The organism is Bdellovibrio sp. SBM16 (assembly GCF_056175625.1).
The window spans coordinates 93837-107728 of sequence record NZ_JBJKJG010000007.1 but is presented as its reverse complement, the minus strand read 5'-3'; the positions used below and the strand labels follow the sequence as shown (position 1 = coordinate 107728).

The window sequence follows — 13892 nt, the reverse complement described above, 5'->3', positions numbered from 1 at the left end:
CCAATTAATGGCACTATGTTTGCGATAAAACCTACCTAAAAGGCTAGGTTTATAAAGTTTAGCAAACAATACTTAAGGGGGAATTAAGTGAAATTAAATATCATCGCGGCATTATTATTATGCGCATCTGTAGCTACGGCAGCTTCAGAAACAACAACAACAGCGACGACAACAGCGACAACAACTGAAACAGCTCCAGCGGCTAAAGCAGTTAAAAAAGCTAAGAAAAAAGCAGCAGCTAAAAAAGACGAGAAAAAAGATTCAGCGGCTACAGCTACTGAACAAGCTCCACAAGCAGCCGTTGCTCCAGCAGCAGCGACTTCAACTGCAGCAGCTCCAGCAGCGCAGGCTCCGGCTAAAAAATGGGGTGTAACATTATTAAATGAATCAGCTGTTGATTACGCTGGTGGTAAAGACATCGGTCGTGCAACGATTTCTACAACTAACTACATCGGTGCTTCTTACAAAATCACTGCAACTGAAAAATTAGGTTTACGTCAGTACTACACTTACGATCATGACCAACAATCTGAGAAAAATTTTGAATCATCTGATATCAAACAATCTTTCACAGTTGCTACTGTTTCTACAAAAACAAAAGGTATCTTAGGTTCTGACGATATCTCTCCTGTATTCTGGTACTACATGCCAGGTCACACTGCTGAAATTAACAATTTCGGTCACGATATGGATGACTTTTATGGTATTCTACGTGCTGACGCTGAAATCGCTTGGACGTTATCTCCAAAATGGACTGTGTCTTACTACTTAAATCCACGTCAAACTTTAGGTGCTAAAGCTGAATTCATCAACGAAAACACTGGTAAAGCAGGTTCTTTCGAACCATCTACTCGTTTAGTTCACTACGGTTATGTATACTACAACCAAACTGATGCAACTCAGTTCTACGGTTACGCTGGTTTTGATAACAGAATGACTACAGCTACTATGACTTCATCAAGCGATGCATACCTTTCAGGTGTTGGTATCTACTCAACTTTCTTTGGCGGTAAGTTAGCTCTTAACCCAGAGATCTCAGTTGCAACTACGCTTAAATCAGCTGGCGTTGCTGCTAAAGAACAAGAATTATACAAAAAAGAAAACATCAGCTACGTTTTAGCGACTGTTTTATCTTTATAATTAAAGACTTAAATTATTTAAGTTAATGCTAAAAAGCCGGTTGCAGAACCGGCTTTTTTATTTTGTGATAAGCTATGCGCATCAGACAAATGGGATTTTCATCCAAGCTTAAAGCTCACAAACATCTACTTACCTTAGAGACTCTAAAATTTATCTCTGAATACATGGAAGACGGAAGCGCCACGGGGGCAGCCTTGCGTATCGGGATACCGGAAACCTATGCTTCACGTTACGGCCAGTGGCTTAAAAAGCATAACTTTGTTAAACAGGCCATGGAGTCTGACCTGGACGATCGCGAGCGACTACGCTTGCGTAATGCGCTTATCGAGATCGATCGCCAAATGCAAATCTGTAAGGATATTCTAAATCTTGAAGAGATTGACTAGTATTCTTCCGCGCCGTCATCGACTTCGTTTGTAAGAGCTTCGCCGGCCGGTAAATAAGGCAGGGGATCGATCGGGCCATCTGCTTTGCGGATTTCAAAATGCAGGTGTGGGCCAGAAGATCTTCCGGTATTACCTAAAGCACCGATCACGTCGCCCTGGCGTACACGCTGGCCTTCGTAGACGATGATTTTATCCAAATGGCCATAAAGCGTAGCCCAGCCATCTTTTTCGATCATGATCATCTTTCCGTAGCCTTTAAATTCTTTACCGGTGTAGATCACCATCCCGTCATGCGAGGCCATGACAGCTGTTCCACGCTGGGCAGCTAAATCAATACCTTTGTGCGGACGTTTGCGTCGGCGGGTTACTTTAGGTAAAAAACCGCGCGTCATACGGGCTTCGTAGACTGGCCAGTCAAAAAACGGCTTTTCTTTCGAACGCGATGGTTTGCTTTTTTTAAATGAATTCGTGCCCTTGTCGATTTCTACTTTTACTTCTTCGGTGCCGCCGTTTTCCGAAGGTCTTGGACGGCTTACGCAGCCGGTATCAAAAATAAATGTCGCAATCAAAACCGGTACGATTAATAAATTGGAAAACTTTTGCATAGCTCTTTCACTTCGTTGTGTATTCTTTGATGTAAATCTGTGTTCTCTGGATTTTTTAAAACTTGTGAAATCCAGTTAGCGATGACTTTCATTTCACTTTCTTTCATCCCGCGTGTTGTTAACGCCGGGGTTCCGATACGGATGCCGCTGGTTACAAACGGAGAACGGGTTTCATTGGGCACGGTGTTTTTATTTACTGTGATACCGGCATTATCTAAAATGCCTTCAGCTACTTTGCCAGTCACTGTATCAGCTACTTGGGATTGTTTTAAATCTACTAAGATTAAGTGGTTGTCAGTTCCGCCCGTAACCAGATTGAAGCCATGAGATTTCATTTCTTCAGCTAATACTTTTGCATTTTTTAAAACCTGATCGATGTAGGATTTAAACTCAGGTTGTAATGCTTCACCGAAGGCCACAGCTTTGGCTGCGATGATATGTTCAAGTGGCCCCCCTTGGATGCCAGGAAAGATTCTTGAATTCATCGTTTTCGCTCTCTCTTCAGAGTTTGTTAAGATGATGCCACCGCGCGGACCGCGTAATGTTTTATGGGTCGTTGAAGTAATATAGTCAGCATATTCTACCGGTGATTGATGGTGACCAGAAGCCACTAATCCAGCAAAGTGAGCCATATCAACTAATAACTCAGCCCCAACTTCGTTGGCAATTTCGCGAAATTTGGCAAAATCCAAATGACGAGAATATGCCGAATAGCCAGCGATAATCAGCTTAGGTTTTACTTCTTTTGCTGTGGCGCGAATTGTGTCGTAATTTAGTAAACCGGTTGTTGGATCTAATTTATAACCAGCCGGTTTGAATAATAGACCAGAAAAATTAACTGGTGAGCCATGAGTTAAGTGACCACCATGTGATAGATCCATACCTAAGATTGTATCGCCAGCTTTGCATGCCGCTAAATACACGGCCATGTTAGCTTGTGATCCGGCATGTGGCTGAACATTGGCAAATTTAACGTTAAAAAGTTTTTTCGCGCGCTCGATAGCGATAGATTCAACACCATCAACGAATTGGCAGCCGCCGTAGTAGCGTTTACCAGGGTAACCTTCAGCGTATTTGTTAGTTAAAATTGACCCTTGCGCTTTCATTACTTGAGGCGAGGTATAGTTTTCAGAAGCAATCATCTCTAAACCATATTTTTGGCGAGTTGATTCTTGCTCGATTAAGTTAAAAACTTCTGAATCAGTAAAATTAGGAAAAACATTTGTGCTAGACATTGGTGACCTCGGTGTTTTTAAAGCAATTGGCTGTGTTAGCAGTATGACGGATTTTCACCGATCTTTGCAACACGCGCGGTGTGACGACCTTCACTGAATTTAGCTTCCATAAAGATTTTGATCCATTTGTTGGCTTGTTCAGCAGTTGCAAAGCGAGCACCCATGCAAATTACATTAGCATCGTTGTGTTCCTTAGCGAGTTTTGCAATTTCATCAGAATAAACTAGAGCAGCGCGAATATGTTTAAACTTGTTCGCCCGCATTGCCATCCCTTGACCAGAGCCACAAACCAGAATTCCCAGCGTGTCCTTTTCTTCAGGTTTAATTTTTTCACACACTTTGTTGGCAAAATCGGGAAAATCTACAGAATCAGTCGTAAAGGGGCCAAAGTCTTCGACCGTGAAACCTTGTGCTTTTAGTTGAGTTACAATAGCCGCTTTTAAGTCGACCGCAGCATGGTCGCCAGCAATTAATATTTTCATGCCTTGATGGTATGTTATTTTTCGAATTTTGAGAAAACTAAACAGCTGTTTGTCCCGCCGAATCCAAAAGAATTATTCATCACATGATTGATCGCACCTTTGCGCGCCGTGTTCGGTACGTAATCTAGGTCACAATCAGGGCTGACGTTGTCTAAATTGATCGTCGGAGCTACTGTTTGCGTAACGATTGATTGAACCGATAAAGCTGATTCAAGCGCCCCTGCAGCCCCTAATAAGTGGCCAGTCATTGACTTCGTTGAAGAAACCCAGACTTTTTTCGCATGTTCGCCTAAAACCGTTTTTACTGCGTTTGATTCGATTGGATCACCCATCGGCGTCGATGTTCCGTGAGCGTTGATGTAATTTACTTTATCTTTTGCAAGACCAGCGTCTGTTAAAGCGTTATTCATGGCTAAAACAAAACCTGCACCATTAGGATCCGGTGAAGTGATGTGGTAAGCATCTGATGAAGCCCCATAACCGGTGATTTCACAAAGAATATTTGCATTGCGTTTCATGGCTGATTCTAGAGATTCAACAACGAAAATCGCACAACCTTCGCCAAGAACAAAACCGTCGCGGTCTTTATCCCATGGACGAGAAGCTTTTGTTGGATCGTCGTTACGAGTTGATAGCGCACGCATATTGCCGAAGCCTGCAATAGCTAACGGACAAATTGTCGATTCTGAGCCCCCGGCAACCATGGCATCAGCTAATCCAAATCGAATGTAATTGTATGCTTCGCCTAATGAATGCACCCCAGAAGCACAAGCAGAAGCTAAGCTGTAGCTTGGGCCTTTCAGGTTATGATTCATTGAAATCCAGCCTGCTGCTAAATTAGTGATAGCTGCAGGAATGAAAAATGGAGAAACGCGAGAAAAACCGCGTTCAATGAGTTTGCCGTGCTGTTCTTCGATAAGTGGTAAGCCACCCATACCCGAACCGATAATGGCACCCACACGAGGCGCCATCGCATCAGAAACGACTAATCCCGATTGAGCAAAAGCCATTTTGGCGCAGGCAATCGCATAATGGATAAAAGTATCCATCTTCTTTTGCTCTTTTTTCTCAATGTATAGATCGGGATTAAAGTTTTTTACTTCACCGGCAAAGCGAACATCATAGGTGCTAGCATCAAATTTAGTGATATTAGCAATACCTGAAACACCATTAACGGCATTGTTCCAGGTTTCTTCAAGTGAATTACCAAGAGGGGAGACAGCTCCCATCCCGGTTACTACAACTCTTTGTTGTCCGCCTTTGCGAGTGAAAGAGATAGACATATTAAGATTAAGCTTTACCTTTAGAAACTAGGTAGCTTTGAACGTCGTTAACTGTTTTTAATTTTTCAGCGTCTTCGTCTGGAATTTCGATATCGAATTCTTCTTCCATCGCCATAACCAATTCAACGATATCTAAGCTGTCAGCGCCTAAGTCTTCAATGAATTTTGATTCTAATTTTACTTTCTCTGGATCAACGCCTAATTGGTCAACGATGATATCTTTTACTTTAGCTTGTACTGACATTTTGGTTCTCCTTGTAGTTCAATATTCAGTTTTAAATTATATTAAATTTAAAAATTAAATCTAAATTCTAGTTTAAATAAAGTCCACCATTTACGTGAATGGTTTGTCCTGTGATATATGAAGAAGCATCGCTTAATAAAAAAGCAACCGTTTGCGCGACTTCATGGGCTTCGCCAGCTCTACCTAATGGTATTTTCTCTGAAAAATACTTAAGTTGATCTGCACCCAAAGCTTCAGTCATATCCGATTTGATATAACCCGGCGCAACAGCGTTAAAGCGCACATTTCTCGAGGCTAACTCTAACGCTAATGAACGGGTAAAACCTTCGATTCCGGCTTTTGATGCTGCGTAGTTAGATTGGCCGGCATTACCGCTTGAACCAATCACTGAAGAGATATTTACAACTGATGCGTTTTTAGCTCTTAGTAAATTTTTTGCAAAAGCTTTGCTGACGTAATACGGCCCATAAAGGTTCGCTTTTAAAACAGCATCAAAATCGTCGTCTTTCATGCGCAGTAGTAACTGATCTTTTGTGATACCGGCATTGTTAACAACGCCGTGAACTTCACCAAAGGCCTCGAGGACTCTGCCGCAGACAGAATCGACCTCTTCTTTGTTTGTCACATTCATTTTAAAAGTTAAATGACCAGACCCAGGTAGTGAGGCTAAAACCGCTTCGGCTTGAGCTTGTGCGCTTGAATAGGTGAACGCAACTCGTGCGCCTAACTCGGCACACTTTTTTGCTATACCAGCTCCGATGCCACGGCTTGCGCCAGTGATAAAAATATTTTTACCTTTTAAATCCACATGTAACTCCTGATGTATAACCTGACCGAACTAGAGCTATTGCTCAAGGACTTTTTAAGTTACTTTTGCGCTGCTTCAATAAGCTTTAAATCGTCTAAGTTTTGAGTTGAGAAGACTTCAAATTCAGCATCAATTTTTTTTAACAGGCCTTTTAAAACCGAACCGTGGCCGCATTCGATAAATCGCTTAGCTCCGGCCTGCTTCATAGCCAGCATACTTTGTGTCCACTTAACTGAGCCAGACACCTGTTTGATTAGGTTTTCTTTAAGAATTGCCGCATCAGTTTCAGGTTTGGCATGAAAGTTTTGAAAGATTGGCAATGTTGAATTCTTGAATTCAATTCCATTTAAGAACGCACGCATTTTTTCTTCGGCAGGCTTCATTAAATCACAGTGAAACGGAGCTGAAACTGCTAAAGGAATCAATTTCGCACGACGTGGCTCGGGTAGTCCGTTTTGAGCGAAGACTTCAGCTTTGAAATTGTCTTTTAGCCAATTTAAAGCCTTTAAGCTTCCGCTGATAACGATTTGCCCGTCGCAGTTAAAATTTGCCGGATTAACAGGTTTAAAGCCAGATTGTTCTTCTGTCCATTTACACAAGAACATAGCCTGCGCTTCGTCTAAACCCAGGGTTGCAGTCATGCCGCCTTCACCAACCGGAACCGCAGATTGCATGTATTGGCCGCGAGAACGTACAGCGCGAACCGCATCGGCAAATTTAAAAACGCCGCCTTCTACAAACGATGAGTATTCGCCTATTGAATGTCCTGCTGTTGCAGTAGGTTTGATACCAAAAGTCGTATTTAAAACTCGGGCCGTGGCAACTGAGGTCGTGAGCAGAGCTGGCTGGGTATTTTCAGTTAACGCTAGTTCTTGTTCTGAGCCCGAAAAACATAACTTTTTTAAATCTATTGATAATGCATCAGACGCTTCTTCAAAGGTTGCCCGGGCGACCTGAAATTCGTCGAATAAAAATTTTCCCATTCCTGGGGCTTGGCTTCCTTGACCTGGAAAAATAAAAGAAAAAGACATAAACTCTCCTGTTTAACTCTTTAAGTAATCAAAAAATCTAAATTTAGCTTAAAAGCGTAATAGTACAGACCCAGAAGTTAAACCAGATCCGAAGGCTGTGAGAAGGATTAACTGTCCGCGTTTAATACGGCCATCACGATAAGCTATATCAAAGGCAATCGGCACTGATGCCGCAGACGTGTTTCCAGTTTCGTGAACCGTAGAAACGATTTTATCCATCGGAAATTCGAATTGGTTCGCTACGGCCTCAGTAATGCGTTGGTTGGCCTGATGCGGAACAATCCAGTCAAGATCTGCCGGAGTTTTTCCAGCAGCATCTAAAGCTTCATAACAGGCAGCTGCCATAGTGCGGGTTGCGTGTTTGAAGATTTCTTTACCCTTCATTTTCATGAAGTGAGTGCCAGCATCTAAAACTTCCTGGCTAACTGGGGTTTTCGTGCCGCCAGCTTCAAACCAGAGTAGTTCAGCATGCGCGCCTTCAGCGTGACAGTGACTTGTGATAATTGTGTTTTCGTCGGTGTTGCTTGCACGCGATAAAACCATGGCGCCTGCGCCATCTCCAAATAAAATACAAGTTTCACGGTCTTTATAATTAACTAAACGGGATAAGCTCTCGGCGCCGGCAATTAAAACATTTTTATAGACACCGGTTTTGATAAACTGATCAGCTACATGCATTGCATAGACAAAGCCGGTGCAGGCTGCGCTGAGATCAAATGCCATGACATTCTTTGCGCCTAATTTCGTTTGTACCGCGCAAGCAGTTGCCGGCATACGAAAGTCGCCAGAAATAGTGGCTACAATAATTAAATCAATATCCTGTGCAGTAAGATTTGCGTCTTTAAGGGCTTTTTCAGAAGCCTTTACGACCAAGTCAGATGTGGCTTCATCGGGTGCAGCCACATGACGGTGAACGATACCAGTTCTTTGAACGATCCAGTCGTGTGAAGTTTCAACCAACTTTTCAAGGTCGTAATTCGTTAAAAGTTTCTCGGGTAGGTATGATCCCACCCCACTGATTCTGGTTTTGAACTGGCTAGTTGCTGACATAGTAGGTATTTAAAATACTACTTTTTAGCTTTTGGAGCGCTGATTTGTTTACCTTTGTAGTAAAAAGCGCCGTCAGCAGCTTTAAAAGCGCGGTGAGGGCGTACAAGCTCTCCAGATTTTTTATCAATTGCCATTGCAGGTGCTTCTAAAGCATCGTGCGATCTTCTCATATCACGGCGTGACTTCGACGTTTTCTTCTTCGGTGTAGGCATTTCTAACTCCTAGTAACTCGTATTTCGTTTTACGCATATACGAGGATTATTAAAATAAGGTTCTAATTTATGTATGAAAGCGCCATAAAAGGCAAGGCTTTAACTGAATTAATTAAGCTTTAAGCCTTTGAGTACATTAAAAGCATTATTCTTTTTCTCTTCGCCCATTTTTTCATCATAGATAAACAGGTCGCCCTCATCGCTTTTAAAGCTGGTTTTGCAGGCAGGGTCGCCGGCATCGTGGCGCGGGTTAAATGGAATAGAAAAAGCAATGGCTTCGTGCAGGAACTCGCCCATATCAAATTGGTCGCCATGATATTCTGATACGCCCGGACCGTCTTCATTAAGCTCTGAAACATGGTTAGATTTAGCGAATTGGCTGTTTTTAATCTCTTCAGCGCCTGGAATTAAAATCTCGTGGATCTTAGCTTCAGCTTTAAACTTAAAAGCTTCGCCGCAATGAGAACATAACTCCGGGGTTTCGCTTTTAATGTAACCAGAAACGTCGTAATTTTTGGTATTTAAAGGACGGATAAATAATTTTGCCTCATATGGCGCATCTTTGATTAAATCCGCCAGAACAGCGTTTAATTCGCCGGTATTGCGGTTATAGATGTACTCGCGGCCTTCTTCTGGAATTTCGTGTAATTTGATTTTCATAACTCGGTCCTTATACAGTTAATTTAGTCTTTTTTCCAGCCGTAATTAAAACTTACGCTGATCCGTGGTTCTTTAGTGGTGTTTTGCGGCACTTCATGGCGCAGCCAGCTCTCAAACAGCACGACATCGCCCTCTTTGGGTTTAAGGCTTAGAAAACGCTTATTGGCGGTTTTGGCATTAGCTTTGGGCGTAGGTGAATTCATAAAAAAGCCTAATCGCGGATCTTCAAACTTGATCACACTTGAGCCCTTAGGAAGCTGAAGGTAAAAGGTGCCGCTGATTACCGACAACGGGTGGATGTGAGCCGTGTGCTGCGCCCCTTCAGGCATAACATTAACCCAACAATGGCTTAAATACAGATCGGAAGCTTTTATATCGTATTCTAAACTACTCAGGTAATTTTTAAGATGGATTTCAAGGGCTTGCTCTAGTTTCTTAAAATTTGCCATGATCAGATGAAGTTTGTCGACCGAGCCATAGCTGGTATAGCCTGCAACATAATTTTTATCTGACCAGCTATGACCGGCCTCATCCGATGCCAGCAGATTCTCGACGTCTTCTAGAAGTTTGTTACTTAAAGAGAGGAGGGTTTTGGGCGTGCTTAGAGGTTTATTGTAAATTTGAGTCACGAAGGCCTGTATCATAGAGGCTCATATTTACGGTATAACCCCCTAATATGTAAGCCCTTTTTGGCCTATGTAAAATTATTTTACATCTCATAAAAATTCCTAATTGGTTTTAACCGATCTGAGCCCGTATTTTGTCTCAAGTTGAGACCTGAGAATGGGTCTTTGGGTTGCAAGTAAGACATGTAAATAAGGAGTTTATATGAAAACATTAAAATCTTTAGCTTTAATCTCTATGATGGTTTTAGGCACACAGGCTTATGCTGCTGATGCCATGGATTTCGATGCAATCATTAAACAAAACGCCCAGGCCCAAAACGAATTACACAAACAAATCAAAGAAACAGTTGAAACCAGCCGTATCGCTGCACAAACGCCAGATACTGGTTCGCAAGTGATCGCTGATAACGCGCAGACAGTGCACGTTAGAACTAAAAAAGACATGTTAACGTTTGCTAAAGAGAAAAAGCACAGTGCGGCTTCTCGTCAAGCCAACGATAAAAGACTTGCGCAAGAGTTCAAAGATTTAGAATAATATTTAGGTGCAGAACCTAATTTTCTTTTCTCTATTAATCTATTCATTATCTAGTTTTGCGGCCGGTAAGGCGAAAAACCAGATGCAAAGACAGCCAGTTAACCTGGCTGTTTCTTTTGAATCCCTCGGTAAAAATAAAGAACTTTTAAATACCATCTCATTTGACGGTGAGCAGAAGGTGTTACTGACCGGTGATGTGAAGAATGCCACTGATTTTAAATGTGAAAGTTCTGGGCAATTTGAGCTCATTACCATCGGCATTAAGCAGTACCTCGCGGCTTATTTGGATTTTACCTGCAGCTCAAATAGTGGCCAAAACGAAGCCAAAATCACCTCTAAAGTCGGCCGAATGTTAATTCCAGTTAAAGAATATCAGTCGTTTTTCAAAATCATTTTTCTCCACAAAGACCAACCGGAAGTAGTGCTTAAAATTAAAGAACTTAGTCTTTAATTGCGCTAAGCGATAAGGTTTTTTGCGAATATCGGCTTGTCAATTCAGCCCAAAATGGCAAAACTACTCGAACATAAATTTATAGAGCCAGAATACTATTATGTTGAATAACATATGGCTAGACCAAAAGGAGTTTCGTTTGGGTACTTTTGAAATGATCGCAAAACACGGTGAACACGAAGAGATTTTATTTTGTCACGATAAAGATGTTGGTCTTAAAGCTATCATCGCTATCCATAATACGGCGTTAGGCCCGGCTCTTGGTGGAACCCGCATGTGGAACTACAAAAACGAAGACGAAGCCTTAACTGACGTTTTGCGTTTATCAAAAGGTATGACTTATAAAGCTTCTGCAGCTGGCCTGAACTTAGGTGGCGGTAAGGCTGTTATTATTGGCGACCCGAAAACACAAAAATCTGAAGGTCTATTCCGCGCGTTCGGTCACTTCGTAAATTCATTAAATGGTAAATACATTACAGCTGAAGATGTTGGAACTGCGGAAAAAGACATGGAATACATCTACATGGAAACTCCATGGGTTACAGGTATCCCTAAAGATTTCGGCGGTTCGGGTGATCCATCTCCATACACAGCTCACGGCGTATTAATGGGCATCAAAGCCTCTGCGCACGAAAAATTCGGCACAGATTCTTTAAAAGGAATGCGCGTTGCCGTGCAGGGTTTAGGTAATGTCGGATCTAACTTGGTTAAGTATTTAACTGAAGAAGGTGCTCAAATTATCGTTGCAGATATCGATGCTAACCGTACGGCTAAAATCGTAAACCAATACGGCGTAAAAGCCGTTTCTGTAGACGAGATCTTAGCGGTAGATTGCGACATTCAGGCGCCATGTGCTCTTGGTGCTATTGTCAATGATCAGACTATTTCTAAATTTAAATGTAAAGTTATCGCCGGCGGCGCCAATAACCAATTAGCTGAAGCCCGTCACGGTGATCACTTACGTGAATTAGGTATCTTATACGCTCCAGACTACGTGGTTAATGCCGGTGGTTTAATGAACGTATTTGTAGAGCTTGAAGGTTATTCTCCGGACCGTGCCTTTGAAAAAACCCGCAAAGTTTACGACAACGTTAAAAAAGTTTTTGAGATCGCAAAACGTGACAATATCGGTACCCACACAGCAGCTGACCGTATGGCTGAAGAGCGTATCAATACAATTGGTAAGTTAAAACAGCGTCACCCAGGTAAATCTAGCCGTGCGTTCTCGACATTAAAAGAAGTTCACAACAGATAATTAGCATCATTGATAGAAAGAGATTTTATATGGAATTTTTAGAAAAAAACGTAAAAGGGATTTTAGCAATTGCCGCTTTAGTGGTTGTTGCTGGTTTAATCGGAACTTTAGTTTCGCAAAACACGGTTCGTAAAGAAAAAGCCACTCAGGAAAAGTTCTTTGCTATTGATGCAAAAGTTAAAAAATATAAAGAAGATAAATTCAAAGCTGCAGATAAATCAGCCGATAAAAAAGATGAAACTGCATCAATTCCGGTTGATGTAAACCAACTAAAATCTGAACTGGAAGCTTTTGTTAATGAAAATACCGGTACCGTAGCGGCTCAGATCGCTGGTCTTGAGTTGGCAGAAATTCTAAATTCAGAAAACAAAGCCACAGACGCGTTAGCTTTGCTGCAAAAAGTAGAAACTAAGTCCGATCTGTTATCGAACGTTCTAGTTCGCATGAAAATCGCACAAAGTTTTGCTGACCAGGACCGCTGCGCCGATGCTTTGATTATCTGGAACAAAGTTTTAGGATCTAAAGCTACTGCTTACGTACATGCAGAAGCCAAGATCAATCAGGCACTTTGCTACAAAAAGATGAATGATTTAAGCAAAGCCGAAGAGATTTTAAATCAGGTTAAAAACGATAAAACTGATGAATCTGGCCAGACAAACCGTGAGGCTGAAAGAATTTTACGTTTAATCCAATTCAATAAATCTTTTGGAACATAATATTTCTATGTTTAAAAATGCACTTATCTTTTTGGCTTTGGCTCTAACCGGATGCCAACATATCGAACGAAAAAACGTTGAAAAAAAAGACCTAAAGGTAAGTGCCTTCTGGGTACAAGATACTTTGAAAGAACCGAATATCGGTTACCGTAAGATTAATCGGTTTGCGCCTGTACTTTATAAAGACCTGATTGTCGTTGCAAATGGACTTGAAGGTTTGGTGGCCTACGATATTTTAGATAAATCAAAAAAATGGTCTATCGCGATTCCTAAAGGTGTCGAATCCGCAGGTGCCGTGATTAATTCACGTCTGTTCGTCGGTGGGCTAAACGGTGTGTTTTATTCGATTGATTTAGATACGGCAAAGATTGTCTGGGAATTTGATACACGCTCAGAAGTTGTCGCCGAACCGTTAATTCAAGACGGACATGTGTTTTTTGTCAGTGGCTCAAATATTTTATACTGTTTAGATGCGACAAACGGGCGCCAGATCTGGGTTTATAACCGCCAGGACACTTCAACTCAAATGACAATCCGTGGGGGAGCCAAGCCATCATATTCAGCCGGGCAGATTTATCAGGGTTTTAGCGACGGATCTTTGGTCTCTTTAAATGCCAAGACCGGAACACCTAACTGGGAAATTTTATTAAACCGCAATACCAAATTCAAAGATATCGATGCGTCAGCTGTGATCGACGGCGACACCATTTTTATCAACAGTTATGATGACAAGCTTTATGCGGTATCAAAGTCTTCTGGAACAATCCTCTGGAAATCAGATTTCGGTGGCGCAACTCCGCCGCTGGTTTATGCCGACCGCCTGGTTTATTCGTCTTCAAAAGGTCATTTGATGGTTGTTACTAAAAAAGGCGGGGATCTAATCTGGAAAGTTACGAATTTAAAAGGCATCACAACCGAGCCTATCGCTCATAAGGGTTTAGTTGTCGTCGGCGAATCGCAAGGCGCTGTGCTTTTTTACGATTTAATGAACGGTCAGTTAAAATCTACTTTTGATCCGGGGCGCGGAGTTTTAGGTCGTTTAACCACTGACAAAAATAAACGTATATATTTTATCTCTGGCGAAGCCAATGTTTACGGTTTGCTGGTCGAGTATTACAATAAAAATTCTAATTTTTCTTTCTTAGAATAATTCGTTTTAAATAAAAAAAAGGG

Annotated in this window: 18 protein-coding genes; 7 read left to right on the top strand and 11 right to left on the bottom strand. The window is 41.8% G+C overall.

The features are described 5' to 3' along the window. Positions 1 to 87 precede the first annotated feature (87 nt). Positions 88 to 1140: a hypothetical protein gene (locus AC04MM_RS08745; RefSeq protein WP_475379964.1), complete on the top strand. Its 1053-nt coding sequence runs from the start codon at positions 88 to 90 to the stop codon at positions 1138 to 1140. Positions 1141 to 1214: 74 nt separating this feature from the next. After that, positions 1215 to 1526, top strand: coding sequence for a terminase small subunit (locus AC04MM_RS08740; RefSeq protein WP_475379963.1), 312 nt, complete (start codon positions 1215 to 1217; stop codon positions 1524 to 1526). On the opposite strand, the gene AC04MM_RS08735 is transcribed toward AC04MM_RS08740, so the two are convergent. The 11 genes from AC04MM_RS08735 to AC04MM_RS08685 all read right to left on the bottom strand — a co-directional run bounded on the left by AC04MM_RS08735 (position 1523) and on the right by AC04MM_RS08685 (position 9780). Continuing rightward, positions 1523 to 2131 carry a M23 family metallopeptidase gene (locus tag AC04MM_RS08735; RefSeq protein WP_475379962.1) on the bottom strand — a complete coding sequence of 203 codons (609 nt, stop codon included), beginning with the start codon at positions 2129 to 2131 and terminating at the stop codon, positions 1523 to 1525. The two genes, AC04MM_RS08740 and AC04MM_RS08735, sit on opposite strands and share 4 nt — an antisense overlap. Continuing rightward, the gene (glyA, locus tag AC04MM_RS08730; RefSeq protein WP_475379961.1) at positions 2107 to 3366 is read right to left on the bottom strand and encodes a serine hydroxymethyltransferase; all 1260 of its coding nucleotides are present in this window, start codon (positions 3364 to 3366) and stop codon (positions 2107 to 2109) included. Before glyA ends, AC04MM_RS08735 begins: the two co-directional genes overlap by 25 nt. Before the next feature lie 35 nt (positions 3367 to 3401). Continuing rightward, a complete protein-coding gene (rpiB, locus tag AC04MM_RS08725; protein ID WP_475379960.1) occupies positions 3402 to 3848 on the bottom strand; it encodes a ribose 5-phosphate isomerase B in 447 nt (148 codons plus the stop codon). Between the two features lie 14 nt (positions 3849 to 3862). Then, positions 3863 to 5131, bottom strand: coding sequence for a beta-ketoacyl-ACP synthase II (gene fabF / locus AC04MM_RS08720; protein WP_475379959.1), 1269 nt, complete (start codon positions 5129 to 5131; stop codon positions 3863 to 3865). Positions 5132 to 5138: 7 nt separating this feature from the next. Continuing rightward, positions 5139 to 5375, bottom strand: coding sequence for an acyl carrier protein (gene acpP, locus AC04MM_RS08715; protein ID WP_409477167.1), 237 nt, complete (start codon positions 5373 to 5375; stop codon positions 5139 to 5141). A gap of 67 nt (positions 5376 to 5442) precedes the next feature. Beyond that, on the bottom strand, positions 5443 to 6183 hold the full coding sequence (gene fabG, locus AC04MM_RS08710) for a 3-oxoacyl-ACP reductase FabG (protein WP_475379958.1): 741 nt from the start codon (positions 6181 to 6183) through the stop codon (positions 5443 to 5445). 59 nt (positions 6184 to 6242) lie between these two features. After that, positions 6243 to 7214 carry an ACP S-malonyltransferase gene (fabD, locus tag AC04MM_RS08705; protein WP_475379957.1) on the bottom strand — a complete coding sequence of 324 codons (972 nt, stop codon included), beginning with the start codon at positions 7212 to 7214 and terminating at the stop codon, positions 6243 to 6245. 48 nt (positions 7215 to 7262) lie between these two features. Next, a complete protein-coding gene (locus AC04MM_RS08700) occupies positions 7263 to 8264 on the bottom strand; it encodes a beta-ketoacyl-ACP synthase III (RefSeq protein WP_475379956.1) in 1002 nt (333 codons plus the stop codon). Positions 8265 to 8281: 17 nt separating this feature from the next. Further along, entirely contained in the window at positions 8282 to 8476 is a 195-nt protein-coding gene (gene rpmF, locus AC04MM_RS08695) for a 50S ribosomal protein L32 (RefSeq protein ID WP_409477170.1), read from the bottom strand. Positions 8477 to 8584: 108 nt separating this feature from the next. Continuing rightward, positions 8585 to 9136: a YceD family protein gene (locus tag AC04MM_RS08690; protein WP_475379955.1), complete on the bottom strand. Its 552-nt coding sequence runs from the start codon at positions 9134 to 9136 to the stop codon at positions 8585 to 8587. A 23-nt stretch (positions 9137 to 9159) separates the two neighbouring features. Next, positions 9160 to 9780: a TIGR02466 family protein gene (locus AC04MM_RS08685; RefSeq protein ID WP_475379954.1), complete on the bottom strand. Its 621-nt coding sequence runs from the start codon at positions 9778 to 9780 to the stop codon at positions 9160 to 9162. A 184-nt stretch (positions 9781 to 9964) separates the two neighbouring features. On the opposite strand from AC04MM_RS08685, the gene AC04MM_RS08680 reads away from it, so the two are divergent. From AC04MM_RS08680 to AC04MM_RS08660, 5 genes are all read left to right on the top strand, one after another. Then, entirely contained in the window at positions 9965 to 10297 is a 333-nt protein-coding gene (locus AC04MM_RS08680; RefSeq protein WP_475379953.1) for a hypothetical protein, read from the top strand. 82 nt (positions 10298 to 10379) lie between these two features. Next, positions 10380 to 10748 carry a hypothetical protein gene (locus tag AC04MM_RS08675; RefSeq protein ID WP_475379952.1) on the top strand — a complete coding sequence of 123 codons (369 nt, stop codon included), beginning with the start codon at positions 10380 to 10382 and terminating at the stop codon, positions 10746 to 10748. 100 nt (positions 10749 to 10848) lie between these two features. Further along, the gene (locus AC04MM_RS08670) at positions 10849 to 12003 is read left to right on the top strand and encodes a Glu/Leu/Phe/Val family dehydrogenase (protein WP_475379951.1); all 1155 of its coding nucleotides are present in this window, start codon (positions 10849 to 10851) and stop codon (positions 12001 to 12003) included. A 29-nt stretch (positions 12004 to 12032) separates the two neighbouring features. After that, the gene (locus AC04MM_RS08665; RefSeq protein WP_475379950.1) at positions 12033 to 12719 is read left to right on the top strand and encodes a YfgM family protein; all 687 of its coding nucleotides are present in this window, start codon (positions 12033 to 12035) and stop codon (positions 12717 to 12719) included. Between the two features lie 7 nt (positions 12720 to 12726). Continuing rightward, a complete protein-coding gene (locus tag AC04MM_RS08660; RefSeq protein WP_475379949.1) occupies positions 12727 to 13869 on the top strand; it encodes an outer membrane protein assembly factor BamB family protein in 1143 nt (380 codons plus the stop codon). Positions 13870 to 13892: the final 23 nt, after the last annotated feature.

Coding starts and splice junctions, on each gene's coding strand:
- AC04MM_RS08740 (WP_475379963.1), top strand. CDS start 1,215: ATGCGCATCAGACAAATGGGATTTTCATCCAAGCTTAAAGCTCACAAA.
- AC04MM_RS08735 (WP_475379962.1), bottom strand. CDS start 2,131: ATGCAAAAGTTTTCCAATTTATTAATCGTACCGGTTTTGATTGCGACA.
- glyA (WP_475379961.1), bottom strand. CDS start 3,366: ATGTCTAGCACAAATGTTTTTCCTAATTTTACTGATTCAGAAGTTTTT.
- rpiB (WP_475379960.1), bottom strand. CDS start 3,848: ATGAAAATATTAATTGCTGGCGACCATGCTGCGGTCGACTTAAAAGCG.
- fabF (WP_475379959.1), bottom strand. CDS start 5,131: ATGTCTATCTCTTTCACTCGCAAAGGCGGACAACAAAGAGTTGTAGTA.
- acpP (WP_409477167.1), bottom strand. CDS start 5,375: ATGTCAGTACAAGCTAAAGTAAAAGATATCATCGTTGACCAATTAGGC.
- fabD (WP_475379957.1), bottom strand. CDS start 7,214: ATGTCTTTTTCTTTTATTTTTCCAGGTCAAGGAAGCCAAGCCCCAGGA.
- AC04MM_RS08700 (WP_475379956.1), bottom strand. CDS start 8,264: ATGTCAGCAACTAGCCAGTTCAAAACCAGAATCAGTGGGGTGGGATCA.
- rpmF (WP_409477170.1), bottom strand. CDS start 8,476: ATGCCTACACCGAAGAAGAAAACGTCGAAGTCACGCCGTGATATGAGA.
- AC04MM_RS08690 (WP_475379955.1), bottom strand. CDS start 9,136: ATGAAAATCAAATTACACGAAATTCCAGAAGAAGGCCGCGAGTACATC.
- AC04MM_RS08685 (WP_475379954.1), bottom strand. CDS start 9,780: ATGATACAGGCCTTCGTGACTCAAATTTACAATAAACCTCTAAGCACG.
- AC04MM_RS08680 (WP_475379953.1), top strand. CDS start 9,965: ATGAAAACATTAAAATCTTTAGCTTTAATCTCTATGATGGTTTTAGGC.
- AC04MM_RS08675 (WP_475379952.1), top strand. CDS start 10,380: ATGCAAAGACAGCCAGTTAACCTGGCTGTTTCTTTTGAATCCCTCGGT.
- AC04MM_RS08670 (WP_475379951.1), top strand. CDS start 10,849: ATGTTGAATAACATATGGCTAGACCAAAAGGAGTTTCGTTTGGGTACT.
- AC04MM_RS08665 (WP_475379950.1), top strand. CDS start 12,033: ATGGAATTTTTAGAAAAAAACGTAAAAGGGATTTTAGCAATTGCCGCT.
- AC04MM_RS08660 (WP_475379949.1), top strand. CDS start 12,727: ATGTTTAAAAATGCACTTATCTTTTTGGCTTTGGCTCTAACCGGATGC.